Consider the following 24,765-nt stretch of genomic DNA (forward strand, 5'->3'; position numbering starts at 1 on the left):
CAACCTTTTTCACCTAAAGTGCACCGACCGTGAATTTAACCCTGACCCGAAGACTCTGGATGGGCTTTGCCCTGATGGCGCTGTTAACCCTGACCAGTACCCTGGTGGGATGGTACAACCTGCGCTTTATCAGCCAGGTGGAAAAAGACAACACTCAGGCATTGATTCCTACCATGAATATGGCGCGCCAGTTGAGCGAAGCCAGCGCCTGGGAACTTTTCGCCGCGCAGAACCTGACCAGTGCCGATAACGAAAAGATGTGGCAGGCGCAGGGGCGAATGCTCACCGCACAAAGCCTGAAGATTAATGCGTTGCTGCAAGCGTTACGGGAACAAGGTTTTGATACCACCGCTATTGAACAACAGGAGCAGGAGATCTCCCGTTCGTTACGTCAGCAAGGGGAACTGGTGGGGCAGCGTTTGCAACTGCGCCAGCAACAACAGCAACTCAGTCAGCAGATAGTCGCTGCCGCCGATGAGATCGCACGCCTGGCGCAAGGTCAGGCGAATAATGCGACAACTTCCGCTGGAGCGACCCAGGCCGGGATTTACGATTTGATCGAACAAGATCAGCGTCAGGCTGCTGAAAGTGCACTCGATCGGCTGATTGATATCGATCTTGAGTATGTTAACCAGATGAATGAACTGCGCCTTAGCGCTCTGCGGGTGCAGCAAATGGTGATGAATCTGGGGCTGGAGCAGATCCAGAAAAATGCACCAACGCTGGAAAAGCAGCTCAATAATGCGGTGAAAATTCTGCAACGTCGGCAAATACGCATTGAAGATCCGGGTGTTCGTGCGCAGGTCGCAACAACGTTAACTACCGTTAGCCAATATAGCGATTTGCTGGCGCTGTATCAGCAGGACAGTGAAATCAGCAATCACCTACAAACTCTCGCACAAAATAACATCGCCCAGTTCGCGCAGTTTAGTAGCGAAGTCAGTCAGCTGGTCGACACCATTGAGCTGCGTAATCAGCACGGACTGGCGCATCTGGAAAAAGCGAGTGCACGCGGGCAATACAGCCTGTTATTGCTGGGGATGGTTTCACTTTGCGCACTGATTCTGATCCTCTGGCGCGTGGTTTATCGCTCAGTCACGCGTCCACTTGCCGAACAAACGCAGGCGCTGCAACGGCTGCTGGACGGTGATATTGACTCCCCTTTCCCGGAAACCGCTGGCGTACGGGAGCTGGATACCATCGGGCGGCTGATGGATGCGTTTCGCAGCAATGTTCATGCACTGAATCGCCACCGCGAACAGCTGGCGGCGCAGGTCAAAGCGCGTACAGCTGAATTGCAGGAACTGGTGATAGAACACCGACAGGCACGGGCGGAAGCAGAAAAAGCCAGCCAGGCAAAATCGGCGTTTCTGGCGGCGATGAGCCATGAGATCCGCACACCGCTGTACGGTATTCTCGGCACTGCTCAACTGCTGGCAGATAACCCCGCACTTAACGCCCAGCGTGATGATTTGCGGGCAATTACTGACTCTGGTGAATCGTTGCTGACCATCCTCAACGATATTCTCGATTATTCCGCTATCGAAGCAGGTGGCAAGAATGTTTCGGTCAGCGATGAGCCCTTTGAACCGCGCCCGCTGCTGGAAAGTACCCTGCAATTAATGAGCGGACGGGTGAAAGGTCGCCCGATTCGCCTGGCAACGGCAATTGCCGATGATATGCCGTGCGCGTTAATGGGCGATCCACGACGTATTCGTCAGGTTATAACCAACCTGTTGAGCAACGCCCTGCGTTTTACTGACGAAGGGTACATTATCCTGCGTAGTCGCACTGATGGCGAGCAATGGCTGGTCGAAGTGGAAGACAGCGGCTGCGGTATTGATCCCGCGAAACTGGCAGAAATCTTCCAGCCATTTGTGCAGGTAAGCGGCAAACGCGGCGGCACCGGGCTGGGACTGACTATCAGTAGCCGTCTGGCCCAGGCGATGGGCGGCGAACTGAGCGCCACCAGCACGCCGGAGGTTGGAAGCTGTTTTTGTTTACGCTTGCCGTTACGTGTTGCCACGGCACCCGTGCCAAAAACAGTCAATCAGGCGGTGCGTCTTGACGGTTTACGTTTGCTGTTAATTGAAGATAACCCGCTAACCCAGCGAATTACCATTGAGATGCTGAAAACCAGTGGTGCGCAGATTGTTGCTGTTGGCAATGCCGCGCAGGCTTTAGAGACACTGCAAAATAGCGAACCGTTTGCTGCCGCACTGGTGGATTTTGATCTGCCGGATATCGACGGCATTACGCTTGCCCGACAACTGGCACAGCAATATCCGTCGCTGGTTTTGATTGGCTTTAGCGCCCATGTCATTGACGAAACGCTGCGCCAGCGTACCAGTTCATTATTCCGCGGGATTATCCCTAAACCGGTGCCGCGTGAAGTGCTCGGTCAGTTACTGGCGCACTATCTCCAACTGCAAGTCAATAATGATCAATCGCTGGATGTATCGCAACTCAATGAAGATGCTCAGTTAATGGGGACGGAGAAGATCCACGAATGGCTGGTATTATTTACACAACATGCCCTGCCGCTTCTCGATGAAATCGACATTGCCCGCGCCAGTCAGGATAGCGAGAAAATAAAGCGTGCCGCGCATCAGCTAAAAAGCAGTTGCTCGAGTCTGGGAATGCATATCGCCAGCCAGCTATGCGCACAACTGGAGCAGCAGCCATTATCTGCCCCCCTTCCACACGAAGAAATTACACGCAGTGTTGCCGCTCTGGAAGCATGGTTGCATAAGAAAGACCTGAACGCGATTTGAATCAATATCAGCCAGTTAAGAACAACTAGAATAGTGGCATTTGGTATACAACTTAACGGACTGGCAAAATCATGGCAGAGAATAAAAGAACCCGCTGGCAGCGGCGGCCAGGCACGACGGGCGGCAAATTACCGTGGAATGACTGGCGTAATGCCACGACCTGGCGTAAAGCGACGCAATTATTACTGTTGGCAATGAATATTTATATTGCCATCACGTTCTGGTATTGGGTGCGCTATTACGAAACGGCAAGTAGCACGACATTTGTCGCCAGACCGGGAGGTATCGAAGGCTGGCTACCGATTGCCGGGCTGATGAATCTGAAATATAGCCTTGTAACAGGTCAGTTACCGTCCGTCCACGCCGCCGCGATGCTGTTATTGGTCGCTTTTATCGTCATCAGTCTATTACTCAAAAAGGCCTTTTGCTCATGGTTATGCCCGGTTGGTACGCTTTCTGAATTAATCGGCGATCTCGGTAACAAACTGTTTGGTCGGCAATGTGTCCTTCCCCGCTGGCTGGATATTCCTCTGCGCGGCGTGAAGTATTTGCTGTTGAGTTTTTTTATCTATATCGCGTTATTGATGCCCGCTCAGGCGATTCACTATTTTATGTTGTCGCCCTACAGCGTGGTGATGGACGTTAAAATGCTCGATTTCTTTCGTCATATGGGGACCGCGACATTAATCAGCGTGACCGTTTTGCTGATTGCCAGCCTGTTTATTCGCCATGCCTGGTGTCGTTATCTTTGCCCATATGGCGCGCTGATGGGCGTGGTTTCGCTATTGTCGCCGTTTAAGATTCGTCGCAATGCCGAAAGTTGTATCGACTGTGGCAAATGCGCAAAAAATTGCCCATCACGGATCCCGGTCGATAAATTAATTCAGGTACGAACAGTGGAATGTACCGGCTGTATGACTTGCGTAGAGTCATGTCCGGTAGCCTCAACATTGACCTTTTCACTGCAAAAACCTGCGGCAAATAAAAAAGCCTTTGCGTTGTCTGGCTGGTTAATGACGCTACTGGTTCTGGGGATTATGTTTGCGGTGATTGGTTACGCAATGTATGCGGGAGTATGGCAAAGCCCGGTGCCGGAGGAATTGTACCGACGCTTAATTCCACAAGCGCCAATGATTGGTCACTAAATTAGCAACAAGCGGAACATCACCTCGCACGGGGTGATGTTCACAAAATCACATTATTTTGATTTTGACATCATAACTTTCAAGCCCGGTCATTTTTTCTCGTGCGGTGAAGCGAATTTCAGAGACTTCTTTCCCTGTATTCTTGTTCAGCTCGGCGATTTTTTGCGCGATAAAGTCGGCGATTTCCGTTTCGGCTTGTTTTTTTAACTCTTCAATATTCACTGTTAACCTCTTCTGGTCTTAAAAGACAGCAACACGCCAGTAAGGTGTTGGTTCCCGGTACCCTGGTCAGGTAAGAAATGTTATAAGCCATCTCCCCGAAAGATTCAATAATCAACAGGTTATCGCTTACTATACATACAGCGTTGAAGAAAAATAAGGCAGATATAAAAAAGGCTCCACGAGGGAGCCTGATATTATTTTGTGAAATCCAGCGGCGCATGGTCAGTGCGTATTTGCAGCGCGACGTTATCAAAGGTGATCATCGTCGATTTACAAAAAATACACTTAGCGCCCAAAGGGTTTCGCTCCGTCACATCGAATGCCGATGTGCGGTACTGTGAACCATGACAACATGGACAGCGGAAATGGAGATGTTGAGTAATAATGGCAACCTTAGAGCGTAACAACGTTCGCTGCCGCGGGGCCACGTTGCCCCTGCTCAATAGAAAATTCAACTTTCTGATTTTCGTTCAGCGTGCGGAATTCATTGCTCTGGATGGCGGTGAAATGGACGAAAACGTCTTTGCTGCCATCATCAGGAGTGATAAAGCCAAAACCTTTATCTGCGTTAAACCATTTTACTAAACCAGTCATTTTATTAGACATATTTTACTTCCTTCATTTTGGGCCTTTCGGCAAACAGGGCTTTAATACAGAAACTACTTAGTGTTCAGGAGAGAGACTCAAAAGAAGGGGATAATGCCTGATAATGAGAACTGCTTTAGTAAACTACTTTGTATGCTGTCTGTCTTTCAAACCGACGCAGCTATTAACGCATGATAATTGAGATTAAGCAAATTTTATTTTAGCCGTCCGGCGGTCTTAAATATCGCTGGCTTTATTTTATTAACCCCGTATAGTGCAGCGCAGTATTTTCAGTAAGGAATTTGTTTGTCCCGTAAAATGACAGGAATTGTCAAAACCTTTGATCGCAAAAGCGGCAAAGGATTCATTATCCCCTCCGACGGTCGTAAAGAAGTTCAGGTCCATATTTCCGCATTCACTCCCCGCGACGCAGAAGTGCTTATACCAGGATTACGTGTGGAATTTTGCCGCGTAAATGGCCTGCGAGGACCAACAGCGGCAAATGTTTATCTCTCTTAATATGACGCTGCTTGTTTAAAGCTGACTGGTTTTATTGGAATAGTGAAATAGTCAACATCATACATTATAACATCAGTTACTTTTCCACAAAGAAACTAATCCATTTAAGCGAATATCTCTGCACCTAATAGTTATAAATGCCATTTAACAGCCAGTTATAGTACCACTTGAAACTATATTACCAACAATAATTAATAGCTTTCGTAACAATTTCCTTATCTTTAATTTGTATTTTGCTAAGATTTATCTTATGCTCACAAGTCGTATTTCCAGAGGGGGATAGTTAACAATCTTATATTTCCCTCTGCGCGCCTTTCCTACCCGCAGTATATAGTGCAAGCGGTATGAGGAAAGGGAGATTTCACAAGGATGTTATACTCAAAGTAGACAATCCTGATCTCAAGCGTACGTATTGTCGGTAATGACTCCAACTTATTGATAGTGTTTTATGTTCAGATAATGCCCGATGACTTTGTCATGCAGCTCCACCGATTTTGAGAACGACAGCGACTTCCGTCCCAGCCGTGCCAGGTGCTGCCTCAGATTCAGGTTATACCGCTCAATTCGCTGCGTATATCGCTTGCTGATTACGTGCAGCTTTCCCTTCAGGCGGGATTCATACAGCGGCCAGCCATCCGTCATCCATATCACCACGTCAAAGGGTGACAGCAGGCTCATAAGACGCCCCAGCGTCGCCATAGTGCGTTCACCGAATACGTGCGCAACAACCGTCTTCCGGAGCCTGTCATACGCGTAAAACAGCCAGCGCTGGCGCGATTTAGCCCCGACGTATCCCCACTGTTCGTCCATTTCCGCGCAGACGATGACGTCACTGCCCGGCTGTATGCGCGAGGTTACCGACTGCGGCCTGAGTTTTTTAAATGGCGGAAAATCGTGTTGAGGCCAACGCCCATAATGCGGGCTGTTGCCCGGCATCCAACGCCATTCATGGCCATATCAATGATTTTCTGGTGCGTACCGGGTTGAGAAGCGGTGTAAGTGAACTGCAGTTGCCATGTTTTACGGCAGTGAGAGCAGAGATAGCGCTGATGTCCGGCAGTGCTTTTGCCGTTACGCACCACCCCGTCAGTAGCTGAACAGGAGGGACAGCTGATAGAAACAGAAGCCACTGGAGAACCTCAAAAACACCATCATACACTAAATCAGTAAGTTGGCAGCATCACCCGTATTGTCCATGCGATGAATAAAGGAAAAGTTATGAAACACAAGCTTTCTGCAATCCTTATGGCCTTCATGTTGACGACGCCAGCTGCGTTTGCTGCCCCTGAAGCAACAAACGGGACCGAGGCAACGACGGGTACTACTGGCACCACAACGACCACTACCGGCGCAACCACGACTGCTACTACCACTGGTGGCGTGGCTGCTGGCGCTGTCGGCACGGCGACAGTTGTCGGTGTGGCAACGGCTGTTGGTGTGGCGACGTTGGCAGTTGTTGCAGCAAATGACAGTGGCGATGGCGGTTCTCATAACACCTCAACCACCACGTCCACTACACGCTAATACTGCTTTAACGCGTCGAAATTAAAGTTAAATGATACCCGGTTGCGATATTCGTACCGGGCTTTAGAGATTTGCATTTTTTTAATTAACCTTTCAAGGATTAAAGGTGCGCCCTCTTATTTTATCGATTTTCGCACTATTTCTTGCGGGATGTACGCACAGCCAGCAAAGTATGGTCGATACATTTCGCGCCAGCCTTTTCGATAATCAGGATATCACCGTAGCGGATCAGCAGATCCAGGCGTTGCCTTATTCCACTATGTATTTACGCCTTAATGAAGGGCAACGAATCTTTGTGGTACTGGGATATATAGAACAAGAACAAAGCAAATGGTTATCCCAGGATAACGCCATGCTGGTTACCCACAATGGACGTCTTTTAAAAACCGTCAAACTTAATAATAATCTGCTGGAAGTGACAAATTCCGGGCAGGACCCTCTGCGTAACGCGCTGGCAATAAAAGATGGCAGCCGCTGGACGCGCGATATTCTCTGGAGTGAAGACAACCATTTTCGCTCTGCGACCCTGAGTTCTACTTTTTCCTTTGCTGGATTAGAGACGCTGAATATTGCGGGTCGCAATGTGCTGTGTAATGTCTGGCAGGAAGAGGTGACTTCCACGCGGCCAGAAAAACAGTGGCAAAACACATTCTGGGTCGATTCGGCTACTGGCCAGGTTCGTCAAAGTCGGCAAATGTTAGGCGCAGGGGTTATTCCCGTAGAAATGACGTTTCTTAAACCCGCACCATGAATAAATTACAGTCGTATTTCATTGCCAGCGTACTTTACGTAATGACACCCCATGCCTTTGCGCAAGGAACGGTGACTATTTATCTGCCTGGCGAACAACAGACACTTTCCGTTGGCCCCGTGGAAAATGTTGTCCAGTTGGTGACACAACCGCAACTGCGCGATCGCCTCTGGTGGCCTGGTGCCTTGCTGACCGACTCTGCGGCGAAAGCTAAAGCGCTTAAAGACTACCAACATGTCATGGCACAGCTTGCTTCCTGGGAAGCAGAAGCTGACGACGATGTGGCGGCAACGATTAAATCCGTGCGCCAGCAGTTACTCAATCTCAATATCACTGGTCGCTTACCGGTCAAACTGGACCCTGATTTTGTACGAGTGGATGAGAACAGCAATCCCCCGTTGGTCGGGGACTATACGCTCTATACCGTACAGCGTCCGGTGACTATTACTCTGCTGGGTGCGGTTTCTGGGGCCGGGCAATTGCCCTGGCAGGCAGGCCGTAGCGTTACCGATTATCTGCAAGATCACCCCCGCCTTGCAGGCGCGGACAAGAATAACGTTATGGTGATTACGCCTGAGGGTGAGACTGTCGTCGCCCCTGTTGCCCTGTGGAATAAAAGACATGTGGAACCACCGCCTGGCAGCCAGCTTTGGTTGGGCTTTTCTGCGCATGTACTGCCCGAAAAATATGCTGATTTAAATGACCAGATTGTGTCTGTTTTAACGCAACGTGTTCCTGACTGATGAAGAAGAATTCTTATCTTTTAAGCTGCCTGGCCATTGCCGTCTCCAGTGCCTGTCATGCTGAAGTATTAACCTACCCGGATCCGCTGGGTTCGTCGCAATCAGACTTTGGCGGCACAGGATTGTTGCAGATGCCAAATGCGCGCATCGCACCGGAAGGTGAATTCAGCGTCAACTACCGGGATAACGATCAATACCGGTTCTACTCCACCTCCGTGGCGCTGTTCCCATGGCTGGAAGGCACCATTCGTTATACGGATGTGCGCACACGCAAATATAGCCAGTGGGAAGATTTCAGCGGCGATCAGTCATACAAAGACAAATCATTCGATTTTAAACTTCGCCTGTGGGAAGAAGGTTACTGGCTACCGCAAGTGGCGTTTGGTAAACGTGATATTGCTGGTACGGGTCTGTTTGACGGTGAGTATCTGGTGGCCAGCAAGCAAGCGGGGCCATTTGATTTCACCCTCGGGATGGCATGGGGCTACGCCGGTAATGCGGGCAATATTACCAACCCGTTTTGCCGGGTGAGCGATAAATATTGTCATCGCGCAGAGTCTCACGATGCGGGCGATATCAGCTTTAGCGATATCTTTCGTGGCCCGGCTTCCATCTTTGGCGGCATTGAGTATCAAACGCCGTGGAATCCCCTGCGTCTGAAACTCGAATACGATGGAAACAATTACCAGAATGATTTCGCTGGCAAACTGCCTCAGGCAAGCCATTTCAACGTCGGCGCAGTTTATCGCGCTGCCAGCTGGGCAGATCTCAACCTGAGTTATGAACGCGGTAACACGTTGATGTTTGGCTTCACGTTACGGACCAATTTCAACGATCTGCGCCCTGCCCTGCGCGATACGCCAAAACCGGCATATCAACCTGCGCCTGAATCTGAAGGATTGCAGTACACCACGGTAGCAAACCAACTTACCGCCCTGAAGTATAACGCGGGCTTTGACGCGCCAGAAATTCAGCTACGCGATAAGACACTGTATATGTCTGGTCAGCAATACAAATACCGTGACTCTCGTGAAGCGGTCGATCGTGCCAACCGGATTCTGGTGAATAACCTGCCGCAAGGCGTTGAGAAGATTAGCGTGACGCAAAAGCGCGAGCATATGGCGATGGTGACTACCGAAACCGACGTAGCCAGCCTGCGCAAACAGCTGGCAGGTACAGCGCCTGGTCAATCAGAGCCACTGCAACAACAACGTGTTGAAGCTGAAGATCTTTCTGCCTTTGGTCGGGGCTACCGTATTCGTGAAGATCGCTTTAGCTACTCTTTCAACCCAACACTTTCACAGTCGCTGGGCGGCCCGGAAGATTTCTATATGTTCCAGCTGGGGCTGATGTCCAGTGCCCGCTACTGGTTTACCGACCACCTGCTGCTTGATGGCGGTATTTTCACCAATATTTACAACAACTACGACAAGTTTAAGTCTTCGCTGTTGCCCGCGGACTCTACCCTGCCCCGCGTGCGCACGCATATCCGTGACTACGTTCGCAATGACGTTTATCTCAACAACTTGCAGGCGAACTATTTTGCTGACTTAGGCAATGGTTTCTATGGCCAGGTGTATGGCGGTTATCTGGAAACGATGTACGCCGGTGTCGGTTCCGAGCTGCTTTATCGCCCGCTAGATGCCTGCTGGGCGCTGGGTGTGGACGTTAACTACGTGAAGCAACGTGACTGGGACAACATGATGCGTTTCACCGATTATTCCACGCCAACAGGTTTCGTGACGGCTTACTGGAACCCGCCGACGCTCAATGGCGTACTGATGAAACTTAGCGTTGGGCAATATCTGGCAAAAGATAAAGGCGCAACGATCGACGTCGCCAAACGCTTTGACAGCGGCGTGGCGGTAGGGGTATGGGCGGCAATCAGTAACGTATCTAAAGATGACTACGGCGAAGGCGGCTTTAGTAAAGGTTTTTATATCTCGATTCCATTCGACTTGATGACCATTGGACCTAACCGCAACCGCGCGGTGGTTTCGTGGACACCATTGACGCGTGATGGTGGACAAATGCTGTCACGCAAATACCAGCTCTATCCAATGACGGCAGAGCGAGAAGTACCGGTTGGACAATAACCTGACGTAATTCATAACATTACATTGACTGATAAATATAAACCAATGAAAAAGAACATTTTTAAGTTTTCGGTACTGACATTGGCTGTTCTGTCTTTGACAGCATGTACCCTTGTTCCTGGTCAGAATTTATCGACCAGTAACAAGGATGTCATTGAACTACCTGACAATCAGTATGACCTGGACAAAATGGTCAATATCTATCCCGTCACGCCAGGATTGATTGATCAGTTGCGCGCCAAACCGATTATGTCGCAGGCTAACCCGGAGCTGGAGCAGCAAATCGCAAACTATGAATATCGTATCGGGATTGGTGATGTGTTGATGGTTACGGTCTGGGATCACCCGGAACTAACCACCCCCGCAGGGCAATACCGTAGCGCCAGTGATACCGGCAACTGGGTTAACGCCGATGGTGCGATTTTCTACCCCTATATTGGTCGCCTGAAAGTGGCCGGGAAAACACTTACCCAGGTACGCAACGAGATTACAGCGCGTCTCGATTCAGTCATTGAAAGCCCGCAAGTCGATGTCAGCGTCGCGGCGTTCCGATCGCAAAAAGCGTACGTCACCGGCGAAGTCAGCAAATCGGGTCAGCAGCCGATTACCAATATTCCTCTGACCATCATGGATGCGATTAACGCCGCGGGCGGTCTGACCGCAGATGCAGACTGGCGCAACGTGGTGCTCACCCAGAATGGCGTAAAGACCAAAGTGAACCTCTATGCGCTGATGCAGCGTGGCGACTTGCGCCAGAACAAACTGCTGCACCCGGGCGATATTTTATTTATTCCGCGCAACGATGATCTGAAAGTCTTCGTGATGGGTGAAGTGGGTAAACAGAGCACGCTGAAAATGGACCGCAGCGGTATGACCCTGGCGGAAGCGCTGGGTAACGCTGAGGGTATGAATCAGGATGTCGCTGATGCGACGGGGATTTTTGTTATTCGTGCAACGCAAAACAAGCAGAATGGCAAAATCGCCAATATTTATCAGCTGAATGCGAAGGACGCATCGGCAATGATACTCGGAACGGAATTCCAGCTTGAACCTTACGACATTGTTTATGTCACTACCGCGCCGCTGGCTCGTTGGAACCGTGTGATTTCTCTGCTGGTACCGACGATTTCCGGGGTGCATGACCTGACAGAGACTTCACGGTGGATTCAAACATGGCCCAACTAAAATTTAACTCAATCCTGGTGGTTTGTACCGGCAACATTTGCCGTTCGCCCATTGGCGAGCGCTTGCTGCGTAAACGTCTGCCGGGCGTAAAAGTCAAATCGGCAGGTGTTCATGGTCTGGTAAAACACCCTGCAGATGCGACAGCGGCAGATGTTGCCGCTAATCATGGCGTATCTCTTGAAGGACATGCCGGACGTAAGCTCACTGCTGAGATGGCACGAAATTACGATCTGATTCTGGCAATGGAGTCGGAACATATTGCTCAGGTTACCGCAATTGCTCCCGAGGTCCGCGGGAAGACAATGCTGTTTGGGCAATGGCTGGAACAGAAAGAGATCCCGGATCCCTATCGTAAAAGTCAGGACGCATTTGAACATGTCTACGGTATGTTGGAGCGCGCCAGTCAGGAATGGGCGAAGCGCCTCAGCCGGTAATTTGAGTTTATAAAATACGATGACAACTAAAAATATGAATACGCCACCAGGCAGCACTCAGGAAAATGAGATCGATCTGCTTCGTCTGGTCGGCGAGTTATGGGATCACCGTAAGTTTATTATCAGCGTGACCGCGTTATTCACGCTGATCGCTGTCGCTTACTCGCTGTTAAGCACACCAATTTATCAGGCAGATACTCTGGTCCAGGTTGAGCAAAAACAGGGCAACGCCATTCTCAGCGGCCTGAGCGATATGATCCCTAACTCATCGCCCGAGTCTGCACCGGAGATCCAACTGCTGCAATCGCGCATGATTCTCGGTAAAACCATTGCTGAACTGAATCTGCGCGACATAGTTGAGCAGAAGTATTTTCCGATTGTGGGTCGCGGCTGGGCGAGATTAACCAAAGAAAAACCAGGTGAGCTGGCGATCAGCTGGATGCATATTCCACAACTGAATGGTCAGGATCAGCAACTGACACTCACGGTTGGGGAAAACGGCCACTATACACTGGAAGGTGAAGAGTTCACCGTCAATGGTATGGTCGGCCAGCGTCTGGAAAAAGATGGCGTTGCGCTGACTATCGCGGACATTAAGGCCAAACCAGGAACACAGTTTGTCCTGAGCCAGCGTACCGAACTGGAAGCGATTAACGCATTGCAGGAAACCTTTACCGTTAGCGAACGCAGTAAAGAAAGCGGGATGCTGGAACTTACCATGACTGGTGATGATCCCCAGTTGATTACTCGTATTCTGAACAGCATCGCTAACAACTATTTGCAACAGAATATCGCTCGCCAGGCGGCGCAGGATTCACAAAGCCTTGAATTCTTACAGCGCCAGTTACCTGAAGTGCGCAGCGAGCTGGACCAAGCGGAAGAAAAACTCAACGTTTATCGCCAGCAGCGCGATTCGGTTGACCTTAACCTGGAAGCCAAAGCCGTTCTTGAGCAGATTGTGAACGTTGATAATCAACTCAATGAGCTGACCTTCCGCGAGGCAGAGATCTCCCAGCTGTATAAGAAAGATCACCCAACTTATCGTGCGCTGCTGGAAAAACGCCAGACGCTGGAGCAAGAACGCAAACGCCTGAATAAGCGGGTATCGGCAATGCCTTCCACCCAACAGGAAGTGTTGCGTTTAAGTCGTGACGTAGAAGCGGGCCGTGCGGTATATCTGCAATTACTTAACCGCCAGCAGGAGTTGAGTATTTCGAAATCCAGTGCCATTGGTAACGTGCGGATTATCGACCCGGCAGTCACTCAGCCGCAGCCAGTGAAACCGAAAAAAGCGTTGAACGTGGTGCTTGGTTTTATTCTTGGCCTGTTTATTTCTGTGGGTGCCGTGCTGGCGCGTGCGATGTTGCGTCGTGGTGTAGAAGCCCCGGAACAACTGGAAGAGCACGGCATCAGCGTTTATGCCACTATCCCAATGTCCGAGTGGCTGGATAAACGCACCCGTCTGCGTAAGAAAAATTTATTTTCTAATCAGCAGCGCCATCGTACTAAAAATATCCCCTTCCTGGCGGTGGATAACCCGGCGGATTCTGCTGTGGAAGCCGTACGTGCGCTACGAACCAGTCTGCATTTCGCTATGATGGAGACGGAGAATAACATTCTAATGATCACCGGTGCGACGCCAGACAGTGGTAAAACGTTTGTCAGTTCAACTCTGGCAGCGGTGATCGCCCAGTCCGATCAAAAAGTGTTATTTATTGATGCCGACTTACGCCGTGGTTATTCGCATAACCTGTTTACCGTGAGTAATGAACATGGCTTGTCGGAATATCTGGCAGGTAAAGATGAGCTCAACAAAGTGATCCAGCATTTTGGCAAAGGAGGCTTTGATGTGATTACTCGCGGTCAGGTGCCACCTAACCCGTCTGAACTGCTGATGCGCGATCGGATGCGTCAATTACTGGAATGGGCGAACGACCATTACGATCTGGTGATTGTCGATACGCCGCCGATGCTGGCGGTGAGTGATGCCGCGGTCGTGGGGCGTTCTGTTGGCACCAGCCTGCTGGTTGCGCGTTTTGGCTTGAACACCGCCAAAGAGGTGAGTTTGTCAATGCAGCGTCTGGAACAGGCAGGCGTCAATATTAAAGGCGCTATCCTCAATGGTGTGATTAAACGCGCCAGCACCGCTTACAGTTACGGCTATAACTATTACGGTTATAGTTACTCCGAGAAAGAGTAAAACTGAAAGTGGCCGGATGCGGCGTGAACGCCTTTTCCGGTCTACGCATTAGACAGTTCTTCGTTTGTCATCAGCCTCAGAGCATTCAGGTAACTGAATGCTCTTTTTTATGCATTACAAACTGCACGCCGGTATGCGTGCTTCATTCACGATTTGCGTAAAACCTGCCAACGAACACATGCCCTGCGCATTTCGCTCTTCACATCCTGCCAGGGTCAGTTTCACCTCTCCGGGCGGCGTATTTAATGACAGCGGCGTTTTATCACGCATCTGCTGTAAAGTCTGGAAGACCAGCGAAACCTGAATCCACTGGCTGTTATCGCTTAGCCGACGCCAGCGTTCAAACACCAGTTCACCACCTGGCGGCGTGTTATCCGGCTGACCGGGAAGCGTCCAGTTGAGCTCCAGTGCGCCGCCGAGATTTGCCAGATTAGTATCGTGTCCGGCGATAAACAGCACTGAAGTGGGTAATGTCACACCATACGCCTGTTTTTGCGGTGGATGGGGCGTCAACGCTGTCTTGATCAAATCTAATAACGGGGTGGCGCGGCTGCGGGCAACCTCTGGCGTGCGTTGTAGCAAATAAAATTGCGCGTTATGCAAACTTAGCAAGGTGTTCCACTGGTGTGAATCGGTGATCCTTCCCCACCCCGGCTCCGGCATTCCCTGTGCTTGTTGCAGGAGAAATATCTCCGTCAGCATTGATGCGAGGCTTACCGCACCGGTTAATGAGACATTGTCGGCGCTCACCTTGAGTTCCGATGGTAATGCCTGCGTTAATGAACAGCTTTCGTCCTGTTTCTCACGTTTAAGGCACAAGTTTGATTGCGGAAAATTAAGCACCCGTTCCAGTTCGCGAAACGCCGTTTGCCGATGCCCGGTAAAGTCAGCAATTGACCCTCCTGCCCTGCTGAGGATCGCGTCAGTCACGTTCGCGTTATCCAGTTGGCAAACGCCAGTTTTTAGAGGATTAAATAACGGATCGGGACTGGACGTATCTGCCTGGGTATGTACGGTTATTGCACAGTCAGGTGCCAGCCCGGCGGCGAAGGCTTCGCCTGTTTTACGGGTACGCTCGTCGACATCAGCAATAATCGCGACCTGACCAGACTGCGGGCAGCCCTTTTTCGCCAGCAATCCGTCGGCTACCAGACGCTGGCGTTGGTAATGTCCGAGATAGGCGATTAGCTCACCACCGCGCGGTGTCAGCCAACCCAGTTTTACCGGCCAGGTTGGCCATGCGTCTGGGGTGACATCCTGCATCAGTTGCGTGGCCTTGGTTGGAGCACGCACACCATGACGACTGACAATCACCACACTTTCCAGCTTCAGCTCCGGCTCACTCTGAGCGAATGCAGATTGCGGGGTTAACGGAATCAGAAGAGATAAAAATGGGATTAAGATCGCTTTCATCGATATGTTTCCGCTTTTCATATCTGACATTATTGATTGCCTGATGCGATGCTAATGCGCCGCATCAGGCCTACGTTCGTTAACTTTTCAGACGCGGGTCCAGCCATACCAACACAAGGGTGGAGAGCGAACACATCAACAAAATGCCGACGAACCAAAGTAAATACCACATTGTTTCTGCTCCTTAGTACAACTCGTTTTCGTTACGGCGGAGAGTTTCTGTTGTCATGCGCCCCCACATTTTGTAGTAGCTCCAGAGAGTGTAGAGCAACACAATGGGCAAAAATATCAGCACGATTACCAACATAATGCTCAGCGTCAGCTGACTGGAAGTACTGTCCCACAACGTCAGGCTGGAGATCGGACTCACGCTTGACGGCATGACAAAGGGGAACAGCGTGATGCCTGCCGTGAAAATCACGCCAAATTGCATCAATGATGCCATCAAAAATCCCCAACCCGGGCGACCACGATAAATCGCCATCACCGTCAGCAATGGGCAGAAGAATCCCAGCAGCGGGAAGATCCACAAAACGGGCGACTCGACAAAATTATTCATCCAGGCACCAGGTAGCACTGCCACCAGTTTCATTAACGGATTGGAAGGACCGTTAGCATCCTGGGCGAGCAGTACAAAGCCATCAATACCGACCCACAGCCAGTAACCCGCCAGCAAAAAGCACAGCATCACCAACAGTGCAGCGCGTTTGGTCGCCAGCTGTGAACGCAGATGAATCACACCAACAGTTTTCAGTTGTAACCAGACGCCACCTTGCAAAATCACCATCCCAAGGCTGAGCAATCCGCACAATAAAGGGAATGGCGTCAGCAGTTGCCAGAAGCTGCCGAGATACTCCACGCGTAATTGCGGTGTGAAGGCAAACGGCACGCCGAGCAACAAGTTGCCGAAGGCGATACCGAAGACTACCGGCGGCACCAGACTGCCGATGACCAGACCGGCGTCCCACATTTTACGCCAGCGTGCATCGGCGATTTTTCCGCGATAATCAAAGGCCAGCGGGCGGAAGAACAGTGAGCACAGCACCAGGATCATCGCCACATAAAAGCCGGAAAACGCCGCTGCATACACTCTGGGCCAGGCGGCAAATAATGCCCCACCAGCGAGGATCAACCAGACCTGGTTGCCTTCCCAGTGTGCACCAACGCTGTTTATCACTATCCGGCGTTCATCATCATTACGCGCCACCAGCGGCAGCAGACAGCCGATCCCCATGTCAAATCCGTCGGAGATCATAAAGACCACCAGGATCACGCCAATCAGCAGCCACCAGATGAAGCGCAATGTTTCATAATCAAACATGATTTTCTCCTTTACCCCTGTTGCTGCGTCGGTTGTTCACTCTGCATCGCGCTCGGCCCCAGACGGGCATATTTCTGCATCAGGTAGACTTCGGCGATTAAGAACAGGGTGTAAAGCCCTACGATCATGATCAGTGAGAAAGCCAGTTGTCCTGTGGTTAAAGCGGAGTGCGCGGAGTATGTCGGTAAGATGTCCTGTATCGCCCACGGCTGACGACCAAACTCGGTCATAAACCACCCGGCTTCAATCGCAATCCACGGCAACGGCAAACTCCAGAGCGCCATTTTCAGCACCCAGCGATGCTGGTCGATTTTGCCACGCAGCGTCTGGACAAGCGCAATCAGCATCACCAGTAGCAGCAGGGAACCACAGCCCACCATGATGCGGAAACTCCAGAATACCGGCGCAACCTGAGGTATCGCGCCACGCATCGCCGCCTGGTACTGTGCGGCTGTGACATGATTCATATCCGGCGCATAGCGGGAGAGCAACATGCCGTAGCCCAGGTCACCTTCCAGTCCCCGGAATGCCTGCAACACATGCGGCTCACGATTGCCTTGCGATATTTCCTGCATTAACAGCCAGGCCATACGTCCGCGTTGCAAGCGTGGGTAGGTTTCAGCCATCAAATTCTTCAGACCCGGCACGGGTTTATCTAATGAGTGAGTGGCGAGGATCCCTAGCAGCGCGGGAATTTTGAGGGCAAAGGCGTTACGCTCTTGATCCTGTTCCGGCCAGGCAACCACATGGAACGGTGCAGGTGCAGGTTCCGTTTGCCACTCCCCTTCCATCGCCGCCAGTTTTACCGGTTGTACTTGCGCGACTTCATACGCAGAACTGTCTCCGAGTTGCAGGGTACCGATAATCGCCAGAGTACCGAAGACGGAACCGATGGCAAACGAGCGTAATGCGACATTGCGCTCCCGTCCGCGCAGTAAATACCAGGCGCTGATCGCCATAATAAACATGGCCCCGGTCACGTAGCCCGCCATTACGGTGTGCACAAATTTCACCTGGCTGACCGGATTAAAGACCAGCTCGCTGAAGCTGGTCATCTCCATACGCAGGGTGTCGATATCAAAATGCGCACCGGTCGGGTATTGCATCCAACCGTTGGCATTCAATATCCACAACGCAGAGAGATTTGAACCGAACGCCACCAGCCACGTCACCAGCAGGTGCTGGTATTTATTCAGCCGTTGCCAGCCGAAGAAGAACAGCCCGACAAAGGTGGATTCGAGGAAGAAGGCCATTAATGCTTCCATCGCCAGCGGTGCGCCAAAAATATCGCCCACATAGTTGGAATAGAATGACCAGTTAGTACCAAACTGAAACTCCATGGTCAGGCCGGTAGCCACGCCAAGAGCAAAATTGATACCGAAGAGCTTACCCCAGAAGCGCGTCATATCGCGGTAGATTGTTTTGCCGGTGACCACGTAAATGGTTTCCATAATAGCCAGCAAAAAAATCAGCCCCAGGGTAAGGGGTACAAATAAAAAGTGATACAGCGCGGTCAGAGCAAACTGCCAGCGCGATAAATCAATGACATCCCACATGCGCACTCCTGTAGGCGAAGAGAGAAAAATAACCCGATAATGGTAGATCTCCCTCTTTATCCTGAAACTCTACGACCAGAGGTATTCGCCGATTGCGATATTCATAAGACTGAAAGCGATACTTACCGTCTTTTTACGTCGGTGCAGCTTCCGCCAGCCACTGACATACCTCGCTAAGCCGCTGCGCAGAGTCGACCAAATCTTCTGGCGCTGCCAGCACCACTTCCGGTATTGGGCAGATTTCATAACTTTCCAGTAACGGGCCTTTTAAGGTGTCCGTACAGCGTAAATGCCAGACATGGCGTAACCCCGTGGCGTTGATATAGCTCTCGCCATAGCCAATGGTACGAATCTGAATATTTCCCGGCCCACAGAGACGTGAGAGAAAAAGCCGATCAGCCTCGCTGATGGGTAATTGCGTCAGATTAATGCTGTGCGGCTGCGCGTCGGGGTTACGTACATGTGCCAGTAACTCATGCGCCAACGGTAGGCCATTCATCAGGCCATCAATGGGCGGCGGTAACAGCGAATCTGTCGGCAAGAGATTTTGCGTTGCCGCCTGCCACAACGCCAGCGGCGTGCAGCCAGCCTCCAGTTTGTCCTCCAGCAACTTTTCGCCGCGACGTCTGCGCACCCGCCATAATCCGCAGAAGATCGCCTCCTGTATTTCACTTTCACTGTCGTCAGCCTGCTGAATGCGCACTGACACTTCCCCTTCCCCGAGAAGCGTATTGATAAAGTGACGATCGTCGGCGTTGAGATTTAACAGATCGACTGCCAGCACCTCGCCCAACGGCGGTTGGCGTTCGCTTAGTTGATGTTGTAACTCGTTTAACAGCGCAATCACCTGCGGGCTGTGAGCACATTGCTCCAGGGCCGCCATACTCGGTTCATCATTCACCTGACAGGTGATCGGCAGTGGATTCATGCTGAAACTGTCATCGTTCGGTTGCGTTCCTGGCCCCAGCAGATGGAAAAAAGTTTCGCTCATGAGGCACGCTCCTGCTGCGGTTCGACAAGCCCGCGCATCAGGTTTATCAGTTCCGCCCACGGGTGAATACCATTCAGCACGCCGCGATAGTTTCCGCCGGTAAACACTAAAGTGGCAGGAAAGCGAAAGACGCCAAAGCGATCGCCGATGGCTTCGCTCTGCTCAAGGTCAGCAATCGCCACCTGCCATGTATAGTCGGGAAACTCGCGCAGTAATTCGCCAATCATTACCGGATTATCGCTGACCTCTGGCGTGCGTTTCGGGTCACTGCTTAATAACACCACGCCGTCTGGCGCTTGCGTAAGCCAGTCGTCAAGACGGGATTCACTGACTGGCGTCCAGCCGCGCGCCAGCATTCGTTGCCACAACGCATCAAATGGCGTGTCGTTGCTCATCCCTGCTCCTCCTGTGTCATCCGGTACTGGCGCAAGCGAACGCCTTCGTAATTTTCCATCGACAGACAGTCATAATTGAGACAGCGCGATTCATTAGCCGGTTGCGGCACAATTCCCCACGCAGCAAGCTGCGCCAGCGCCGCCTGTTCCGCAGCGGGCAGTTGCTCCCGTGCCAGTTCGCTCAGGCTACCGCCGTAGTCGTCGAGCATTGCGGGTTGCAGACCGACGAGGGCAATATGTGCTGGCAGATGTCCGCGGATATCCGCCAGCGCCAACACTTCGGAGAAACTGTTCTGATGCAGGCTCATTTTCTTCGCGCTGAGATAAGCCGGAATGCGTTCTCCGGCATAGGTTCGCAGCGTTCCAGGTTCCAGCCCGTAGTCAATGGCATCGAGAATCAACAGATGGCTGGCGCTTTCGACATACCCCAGCAAGTTCAGTCCCTGAGTACCGCCATCGACAATCTCCACATACTCGGGCCAGTGGTAATGGGCATACAGCCGTTCCGCCACCCGCACGCCGAAGCCTTCATCGGCCCACAGCAGGTTGCCCAGCCCCATGACCACCACGCGTTGCTCGCTCATGAACGCTCCTTGTTACTTATTTTGCCAAATTTGTGGCTACGGTAGCCGTTGACCATGGTGGAGATCACCGTGTCGTCGGACATGATGTCTTCACGCAGCGCCATGTAGACATGACCGATCACAAACGCGCCAATCAGCCACATCCCCAGCCGATGCCAGCTGTGAATGTCCATTGAGTTGCCACCCGTCCAGTAGAAAAATTCCACCACATAACGGAACGGCGCAAAAATAGCGTACTGGCTGTGTTCGCTGTACAGCGCAAAACCAGTGATGATCATAAAGACCGACATCAGGAAATAGCCGAACATCGCCGCCTGGGCGATGGGATTATGGCCTATATCGGCACTCGGACGTTTTGCCAGAAACAGATACCAGCGGATTTCATACCACACGCCCTGCCACCAGCTTTTACGCCATACCGGCACGATAAACAGCTCGCGGGAGTATCGATTGCCAACAAAAGCCCAGTAGATCCGCATCAGCAAAACCACGGTAAAAACCATCCCGGCGCTGAAGTGAATTAACCTGATGTAGCCCATATAGAACAGATACGTCGCCTCGCCGCTGACGGAAGGTAGCGGCTTGCCGATAAAGTATCCGGTGACCATCAACACCGCCATGCATAACACCGTCAACCAGTGCCAGATGCGCACTGGCGCTTCAAAGACATAGTGGCTGACAACGTTGTCGCTTTTCTGTTGCATGATGATTCTCCTTCGCTGTTAACGCACCTGCACGGAGATCAGCTCGCTACCGTCGTCGCCCAGCACGTGTGTTGAACAGGCGAGGCACGGGTCAAAGCTGTGCAGAGTACGCAGGATCTCCAGCGGTTGCTCGGGGATCGCCATTTTGGTGTTCATCAGCGCCGCTTCATAAGCGCCAATCTGCCCTTTGGGATCGCGCGGGCTGGCGTTCCAGGTGGTCGGCACCACGCACTGGTAGAGATCAATCTTGCCATCGCGAATGGCGGCCCAGTGGCCTAACGCCCCGCGCGGCGCTTCGGTAAAACCGACACCACGGCACTCTGTCGGCCAGGTTGCAGGTTCCCATTTTTCCGTGGAAGCAGTGGCGAGATTGCCGTTTTTCAGGTTGGTCATCAGCTTGTCGAAGAAATACTGCAACTTACCTGCGGCCCACTGCGCTTCGTGCGCGCGGCACAAAATGCGGCCTAACGTTGACTGGATACCGGAAAGCGGCAGGTTCAACGCCGACATCATGCGATCGACCGACTCAACGGTCGCAGCATCGCCTTTGTGATAAGCGATTAACGTGCGCGCCAGCGGCCCCACTTCCATCGCGTTACCGCGCCAGCGTGGCGCTTTGATCCACGAGTAGCGTTCCTGTTCATTCAGCTGCTGAATGTTGGTATCGCTGCCTTTGACATCGCCGGGGTTGTACCACGGGTCGGTGATGCCATCGAACGGATGACGCCCGACCTGATCGTTGGGATATCGATACCAGGCGTGGTCGACAAACTCCTGCACCTGCTGCGGATCAACCAAATTCACTGGCAGCACATTGTTGAAGTCGCCGTTAATCACCGCGCCGCCAGGCATCAGCAGACTTTTCTCGCCAAAGTCGTTGGCAATATCCGGGAATGCGCCGTAGCTGAGAACGCATTTATCAGAAAGACCAGTGCCGATTTCGCTCCACGGTTTGTTGAACTGACCGATGGCTAAGGCGTCGGGGATCATCACGTTGTTAATGAAGTCCGCCGTGCGGGTGATAATTGACTGCACCAGGTTCAGGCGTTCCATATTGACTGCCCCGACCGCGCCGCTTTCGTCAATGTTGATGGCGCAAGGCATCCCGCCGACAATCCAGTTTGGATGCGGGTTTTTACCGCCAAAGACCGCGTGGATTTTGACAATTTCACGCTGGAAATCGAGAGCTTCGAGATAGTGGGCAAAGCCCATCAGGTTAGCTTCTGGCGGCAGTTTGTACTGCGGGTGCCCCCAGTAGCCATTGCGGAAGATCCCCAACTGCCCGCCTTCAACAAATTTTTTCAGGCGGTTTTGTACGTCGAAGAAATAGCCAGGGGATGATTTCGGCCAAGAGGAGAGACTTTGCGCCAGTTCGGAGGTTTTCCGCGGGTCGGCTTTCAGCGCATCTAACACATCGATCCAGTCCATCCCGGCAAGCTGATAGAAGTGCACCAGATGATCGTGGCACCAGAGCGTTGCCAGCATAATGTTGCGGATGATATTGGCGTTGTCCGGCACTTTAATACCGATAGCATCTTCGATGGCGTAAACCGAAGCCAGGGCGTGTACGCCAGTACAGACGCCGCAGATACGTTCAACGAACGCCCACGCATCGCGCGGGTCGCGCCCTTGTAGGATGATCTCCAGCCCGCGAAACATGGTGCCGCAGGAGACGGCATTGGTGATCACATTCTGATCGTTAATATTCACTTCGCAGCGCATGTGGCCTTCGATGCGCGTAATCGGGTCGACCACCAGGCGGCGTCCGGCATTATTGATGGTGTATCCCTGAGTTTCGTACTGAGTGCTCATGCCTGTTTATCCTCATTGCCTGGCTGATGTTCGGTTTCTGTAGGTTGCTGGTTATGACGTCTGCGCTGGTCAACGGCGCTGGCGACTGCGTGCACACCAACAGCCGCTGCCACCACGCCAAGCGCGGTTAAACCGACGGTATCGGCGGTGGAATGAGTACCCATTTGCGGAATATCGACCACGCGGCTGTAGAACGAACCGCGATCCCAGAAACCATTTTCCGCACAGCCCAGGCAGCCGTGACCAGACTGGATTGGGAAAGAAACGCCATCATTCCAGCGTGTGGAGGAACAGGCGTTATAGGTGGTAGGCCCTTTGCAGCCCATTTTGTACAGGCAGTAACCTTTGCGGGCAGCGTCATCATCCCAACTCTGGACGAACTCTCCGGCGTCGAAGTGGGCGCGGCGATAGCATTTATCGTGGATTCGCTGACCATAGAACATCAGCGGACGGCCCATTCTGTCGACATCTGGCAAGCGATCAAAGGTCACCATGTAAGTAATGATGGCGCTCATCACATCCGGGATCGGCGGGCAGCCAGGTACTTTGATAATGGGTTTGTCGGTGATGACTTTGTCGATAGGCGTTGCCTGCGTCGGATTGGGTCGCGCGGCCTGCACGCAGCCCCAGGACGCGCAGGTTCCCCAGGCGATAATCGCGCTGGCTCCGGCAGCGGCACGTTTGAGTTTCTCAATAAACGGTCGACCGCTGCTGATACAGAACATCCCCTGCTCGCCCAGCGGCGGATTACCTTCTACTGCGAGGATATATTTGCCATTGTATTGCGTGATGATGTCTTCAAAGACTTCTTCCGCCTGGGTTCCGGCGGCAGCCATCAAAGTATCGTCGTAATCGAGGGAAATCAGGGAAAGGATGACGTCCTTCGCCAGTGGGTGAGCGGAGCGGATAAAAGATTCGGTACAGCAGGTGCATTCCAGACCGTGGATCCATACCACCGGAATGCGCGGTTTGTTCTCCAGCGCCCAGGCAATCTTTGGTGCCATTCCCGCGCCTAATCCCAGCGACGTGGCAGCCAGACTACAATATTTGAGAAAGCTGCGCCGGGTAACGCCCTGACGCCGCATGGCCTGGTAAAATGTTTCCTCGTTATTCATATCGCACGTCTCTCCTCCTTGCGACACCGGCAGGACACCGGGCGCTTATGGTCGGCAAGCGACGTCCCTGTAGCAAGGCAAACCATCGCTTCACGTGAGATGCTGAAAACGAAAGCTCATCCTTCTGCACTGGCGCACGTCGCCAGAAAGTATTGTTAATAAAGCGTAGTGAAACTTTTGCACAAAACAATACAAACTGTGTGGATTTATCTTTTAGCGATAAAAATGGACCTATTTTTCTTTTGGCCGGGCGGTGGGGATGTTTAGCCGGTTGCTAAACGAGTAAAAGAGAAGGAATTCATGGTGATGAAATGATCAATCTGCTGTTATTTCACGCTATCAATGCACTTTTGGCTGTTTTTCAGGCAAACAAACAAATTAGGGGTTTACACGCCGCATCGGGATGTTTATAGTGCGCGTCATTCCGGAAGTGTGGCCGAGCGGTTGAAGGCACCGGTCTTGAAAACCGGCGACCCGAAAGGGTTCCAGAGTTCGAATCTCTGCGCTTCCGCCAAATAAGATAAGGGGTTAGCTAAATGCTAACCCCTTTTTCTTTTGCCTGTCGAAATTCTCAGGGCGTTATATTTGCTTAATGACCTGATAATCCGCTGTTAAACCTGTTCCAGATCAAATGCGTAAAGATGGGTAAAACTTCTGGGTGCCCTTACGCATTATCATTATGCTGCTTAATTAATT

25 protein-coding genes and 1 tRNA gene are annotated in these 24,765 nt (G+C 51.8%); 11 read left to right on the forward strand and 15 right to left on the reverse strand.

Annotation, left to right across the window (positions count from 1 at the left end; genetic code table 11):
* Positions 1 to 29 precede the first annotated feature (29 nt).
* Both torS and KXD89_RS13810 read left to right on the forward strand, forming a co-directional pair.
* A complete protein-coding gene (torS, locus tag KXD89_RS13805) occupies positions 30 to 2,774 on the forward strand; it encodes a TMAO reductase system sensor histidine kinase/response regulator TorS (protein ID WP_001300633.1) in 2,745 nt (914 codons plus the stop codon).
* A 71-nt stretch (positions 2,775 to 2,845) separates the two neighbouring features.
* The gene (locus tag KXD89_RS13810) at positions 2,846 to 3,919 is read left to right on the forward strand and encodes a 4Fe-4S binding protein (protein WP_000829662.1); all 1,074 of its coding nucleotides are present in this window, start codon (positions 2,846 to 2,848) and stop codon (positions 3,917 to 3,919) included.
* 48 nt (positions 3,920 to 3,967) lie between these two features.
* Here the strand turns inward: KXD89_RS13810 and KXD89_RS13815 are convergent, their stop codons facing one another.
* From KXD89_RS13815 to cspG, 4 genes are read right to left on the reverse strand one after another with little or no spacing between them, the layout of a single operon-like run.
* A complete protein-coding gene (locus tag KXD89_RS13815) occupies positions 3,968 to 4,141 on the reverse strand; it encodes a GnsA/GnsB family addiction module toxin (protein ID WP_001019197.1) in 174 nt (57 codons plus the stop codon).
* On the reverse strand, positions 4,131 to 4,361 hold the full coding sequence (gene ymcE / locus KXD89_RS13820) for a protein YmcE (RefSeq protein WP_001309400.1): 231 nt from the start codon (positions 4,359 to 4,361) through the stop codon (positions 4,131 to 4,133). The genes KXD89_RS13815 and ymcE overlap by 11 nt, the downstream gene beginning before the upstream one ends.
* Complete coding sequence (locus tag KXD89_RS13825; RefSeq protein ID WP_071524879.1) at positions 4,336 to 4,524, reverse strand: cold-shock protein; 189 nt, start codon at positions 4,522 to 4,524, stop codon at positions 4,336 to 4,338. The genes ymcE and KXD89_RS13825 overlap by 26 nt, the downstream gene beginning before the upstream one ends.
* Before the next feature lie 10 nt (positions 4,525 to 4,534).
* The gene (gene cspG, locus KXD89_RS13830) at positions 4,535 to 4,747 is read right to left on the reverse strand and encodes a cold shock protein CspG (protein WP_000066490.1); all 213 of its coding nucleotides are present in this window, start codon (positions 4,745 to 4,747) and stop codon (positions 4,535 to 4,537) included.
* A gap of 285 nt (positions 4,748 to 5,032) precedes the next feature.
* Between cspG and cspH the strand changes: the two genes are divergently transcribed.
* Positions 5,033 to 5,245, forward strand: a complete 213-nt coding sequence (gene cspH / locus KXD89_RS13835) for a cold shock-like protein CspH (protein ID WP_000087763.1) — start codon at positions 5,033 to 5,035, stop codon at positions 5,243 to 5,245.
* A gap of 432 nt (positions 5,246 to 5,677) precedes the next feature.
* On the opposite strand, the gene KXD89_RS13840 is transcribed toward cspH, so the two are convergent.
* Positions 5,678 to 6,375 (reverse strand): IS1-like element IS1D family transposase gene (locus KXD89_RS13840; RefSeq protein ID WP_223293343.1). Its coding sequence is split into 2 segments (ribosomal slippage): positions 5,678 to 6,126 and positions 6,126 to 6,375, totalling 699 coding nucleotides; the frame shifts between segments, so codons are not numbered across the junction.
* Between the two features lie 88 nt (positions 6,376 to 6,463).
* On the opposite strand from KXD89_RS13840, the gene KXD89_RS13845 reads away from it, so the two are divergent.
* The 7 genes from KXD89_RS13845 to etk all read left to right on the forward strand — a co-directional run bounded on the left by KXD89_RS13845 (position 6,464) and on the right by etk (position 14,178).
* Entirely contained in the window at positions 6,464 to 6,769 is a 306-nt protein-coding gene (locus KXD89_RS13845; protein WP_001295358.1) for a threonine-rich inner membrane protein GfcA, read from the forward strand.
* 106 nt (positions 6,770 to 6,875) lie between these two features.
* The gene (gfcB, locus tag KXD89_RS13850) at positions 6,876 to 7,520 is read left to right on the forward strand and encodes a lipoprotein GfcB (protein ID WP_001247610.1); all 645 of its coding nucleotides are present in this window, start codon (positions 6,876 to 6,878) and stop codon (positions 7,518 to 7,520) included.
* Positions 7,517 to 8,263 carry a capsule biosynthesis GfcC family protein gene (locus KXD89_RS13855; protein ID WP_001038079.1) on the forward strand — a complete coding sequence of 249 codons (747 nt, stop codon included), beginning with the start codon at positions 7,517 to 7,519 and terminating at the stop codon, positions 8,261 to 8,263. The genes gfcB and KXD89_RS13855 overlap by 4 nt, the downstream gene beginning before the upstream one ends.
* On the forward strand, positions 8,263 to 10,359 hold the full coding sequence (locus KXD89_RS13860; RefSeq protein WP_000742328.1) for a YjbH domain-containing protein: 2,097 nt from the start codon (positions 8,263 to 8,265) through the stop codon (positions 10,357 to 10,359). The genes KXD89_RS13855 and KXD89_RS13860 overlap by 1 nt, the downstream gene beginning before the upstream one ends.
* A 45-nt stretch (positions 10,360 to 10,404) precedes the next feature.
* Entirely contained in the window at positions 10,405 to 11,544 is a 1,140-nt protein-coding gene (locus tag KXD89_RS13865) for a polysaccharide export protein (protein WP_001295357.1), read from the forward strand.
* Positions 11,532 to 11,978: a protein-tyrosine-phosphatase Etp gene (gene etp, locus KXD89_RS13870; RefSeq protein WP_000057871.1), complete on the forward strand. Its 447-nt coding sequence runs from the start codon at positions 11,532 to 11,534 to the stop codon at positions 11,976 to 11,978. The genes KXD89_RS13865 and etp overlap by 13 nt, the downstream gene beginning before the upstream one ends.
* Positions 11,979 to 11,997: 19 nt before the next feature.
* Positions 11,998 to 14,178, forward strand: a complete 2,181-nt coding sequence (etk, locus tag KXD89_RS13875) for a tyrosine-protein kinase (protein WP_000208650.1) — start codon at positions 11,998 to 12,000, stop codon at positions 14,176 to 14,178.
* Positions 14,179 to 14,292: 114 nt separating this feature from the next.
* Here etk and appA read toward each other — a convergent pair whose 3' ends face one another.
* The 10 genes from appA to hyaA form a co-directional block, all read right to left on the reverse strand.
* Positions 14,293 to 15,591 (reverse strand): bifunctional acid phosphatase/4-phytase, encoded by a 1,299-nt coding sequence (appA, locus tag KXD89_RS13880; RefSeq protein ID WP_001300464.1) that lies wholly within the window; start codon positions 15,589 to 15,591, stop codon positions 14,293 to 14,295.
* Between the two features lie 79 nt (positions 15,592 to 15,670).
* Complete coding sequence (gene cbdX / locus KXD89_RS13885; protein WP_000270305.1) at positions 15,671 to 15,763, reverse strand: cytochrome bd-II oxidase subunit CbdX; 93 nt, start codon at positions 15,761 to 15,763, stop codon at positions 15,671 to 15,673.
* Positions 15,764 to 15,775: 12 nt separating this feature from the next.
* The gene (gene appB, locus KXD89_RS13890; RefSeq protein ID WP_000460803.1) at positions 15,776 to 16,912 is read right to left on the reverse strand and encodes a cytochrome d ubiquinol oxidase subunit II; all 1,137 of its coding nucleotides are present in this window, start codon (positions 16,910 to 16,912) and stop codon (positions 15,776 to 15,778) included.
* Positions 16,913 to 16,923: 11 nt separating this feature from the next.
* On the reverse strand, positions 16,924 to 18,468 hold the full coding sequence (appC, locus tag KXD89_RS13895; protein WP_000263582.1) for a cytochrome bd-II oxidase subunit 1: 1,545 nt from the start codon (positions 18,466 to 18,468) through the stop codon (positions 16,924 to 16,926).
* Positions 18,469 to 18,601: 133 nt separating this feature from the next.
* On the reverse strand, positions 18,602 to 19,459 hold the full coding sequence (locus tag KXD89_RS13900; protein WP_216685317.1) for a hydrogenase expression/formation protein: 858 nt from the start codon (positions 19,457 to 19,459) through the stop codon (positions 18,602 to 18,604).
* Positions 19,456 to 19,854: a hydrogenase-1 operon protein HyaE gene (hyaE, locus tag KXD89_RS13905; protein WP_000063978.1), complete on the reverse strand. Its 399-nt coding sequence runs from the start codon at positions 19,852 to 19,854 to the stop codon at positions 19,456 to 19,458. The genes KXD89_RS13900 and hyaE overlap by 4 nt, the downstream gene beginning before the upstream one ends.
* A complete protein-coding gene (gene hyaD / locus KXD89_RS13910; protein ID WP_000003671.1) occupies positions 19,851 to 20,438 on the reverse strand; it encodes a hydrogenase 1 maturation protease in 588 nt (195 codons plus the stop codon). Before hyaD ends, hyaE begins: the two co-directional genes overlap by 4 nt.
* Positions 20,435 to 21,142, reverse strand: coding sequence for a Ni/Fe-hydrogenase b-type cytochrome subunit (hyaC, locus tag KXD89_RS13915; protein ID WP_001186424.1), 708 nt, complete (start codon positions 21,140 to 21,142; stop codon positions 20,435 to 20,437). Before hyaC ends, hyaD begins: the two co-directional genes overlap by 4 nt.
* An 18-nt stretch (positions 21,143 to 21,160) precedes the next feature.
* Positions 21,161 to 22,954: a Ni/Fe-hydrogenase large subunit gene (gene hyaB / locus KXD89_RS13920; RefSeq protein ID WP_216685316.1), complete on the reverse strand. Its 1,794-nt coding sequence runs from the start codon at positions 22,952 to 22,954 to the stop codon at positions 21,161 to 21,163.
* A complete protein-coding gene (gene hyaA, locus KXD89_RS13925; RefSeq protein ID WP_001058323.1) occupies positions 22,951 to 24,069 on the reverse strand; it encodes a hydrogenase 1 small subunit in 1,119 nt (372 codons plus the stop codon). Before hyaA ends, hyaB begins: the two co-directional genes overlap by 4 nt.
* A 426-nt stretch (positions 24,070 to 24,495) precedes the next feature.
* On the opposite strand from hyaA, the gene KXD89_RS13930 reads away from it, so the two are divergent.
* Positions 24,496 to 24,583 (forward strand) — tRNA-Ser (locus tag KXD89_RS13930).
* The last annotated feature ends 182 nt before the right edge of the window (positions 24,584 to 24,765 follow it).

Source organism: Escherichia sp. TC-EC600-tetX4 (assembly GCF_019356055.1).
Taxonomy (GTDB): domain Bacteria; phylum Pseudomonadota; class Gammaproteobacteria; order Enterobacterales; family Enterobacteriaceae.

Excerpts from the sequence above, each read along its gene's own strand:
- KXD89_RS13810 (WP_000829662.1), top strand. The coding sequence starts at position 2,846 with ATGGCAGAGAATAAAAGAACCCGCTGGCAGCGGCGGCCAGGCACGACG.
- ymcE (WP_001309400.1), bottom strand. The coding sequence starts at position 4,361 with ATGCGCCGCTGGATTTCACAAAATAATATCAGGCTCCCTCGTGGAGCC.
- cspG (WP_000066490.1), bottom strand. The coding sequence starts at position 4,747 with ATGTCTAATAAAATGACTGGTTTAGTAAAATGGTTTAACGCAGATAAA.
- KXD89_RS13845 (WP_001295358.1), top strand. The coding sequence starts at position 6,464 with ATGAAACACAAGCTTTCTGCAATCCTTATGGCCTTCATGTTGACGACG.
- KXD89_RS13855 (WP_001038079.1), top strand. The coding sequence starts at position 7,517 with ATGAATAAATTACAGTCGTATTTCATTGCCAGCGTACTTTACGTAATG.
- KXD89_RS13860 (WP_000742328.1), top strand. The coding sequence starts at position 8,263 with ATGAAGAAGAATTCTTATCTTTTAAGCTGCCTGGCCATTGCCGTCTCC.
- KXD89_RS13865 (WP_001295357.1), top strand. The coding sequence starts at position 10,405 with ATGAAAAAGAACATTTTTAAGTTTTCGGTACTGACATTGGCTGTTCTG.
- etp (WP_000057871.1), top strand. The coding sequence starts at position 11,532 with ATGGCCCAACTAAAATTTAACTCAATCCTGGTGGTTTGTACCGGCAAC.
- etk (WP_000208650.1), top strand. The coding sequence starts at position 11,998 with ATGACAACTAAAAATATGAATACGCCACCAGGCAGCACTCAGGAAAAT.
- appA (WP_001300464.1), bottom strand. The coding sequence starts at position 15,591 with ATGAAAGCGATCTTAATCCCATTTTTATCTCTTCTGATTCCGTTAACC.
- cbdX (WP_000270305.1), bottom strand. The coding sequence starts at position 15,763 with ATGTGGTATTTACTTTGGTTCGTCGGCATTTTGTTGATGTGTTCGCTC.
- appB (WP_000460803.1), bottom strand. The coding sequence starts at position 16,912 with ATGTTTGATTATGAAACATTGCGCTTCATCTGGTGGCTGCTGATTGGC.
- appC (WP_000263582.1), bottom strand. The coding sequence starts at position 18,468 with ATGTGGGATGTCATTGATTTATCGCGCTGGCAGTTTGCTCTGACCGCG.
- KXD89_RS13900 (WP_216685317.1), bottom strand. The coding sequence starts at position 19,459 with ATGAGCGAAACTTTTTTCCATCTGCTGGGGCCAGGAACGCAACCGAAC.
- hyaE (WP_000063978.1), bottom strand. The coding sequence starts at position 19,854 with ATGAGCAACGACACGCCATTTGATGCGTTGTGGCAACGAATGCTGGCG.
- hyaD (WP_000003671.1), bottom strand. The coding sequence starts at position 20,438 with ATGAGCGAGCAACGCGTGGTGGTCATGGGGCTGGGCAACCTGCTGTGG.
- hyaC (WP_001186424.1), bottom strand. The coding sequence starts at position 21,142 with ATGCAACAGAAAAGCGACAACGTTGTCAGCCACTATGTCTTTGAAGCG.
- hyaB (WP_216685316.1), bottom strand. The coding sequence starts at position 22,954 with ATGAGCACTCAGTACGAAACTCAGGGATACACCATCAATAATGCCGGA.
- hyaA (WP_001058323.1), bottom strand. The coding sequence starts at position 24,069 with ATGAATAACGAGGAAACATTTTACCAGGCCATGCGGCGTCAGGGCGTT.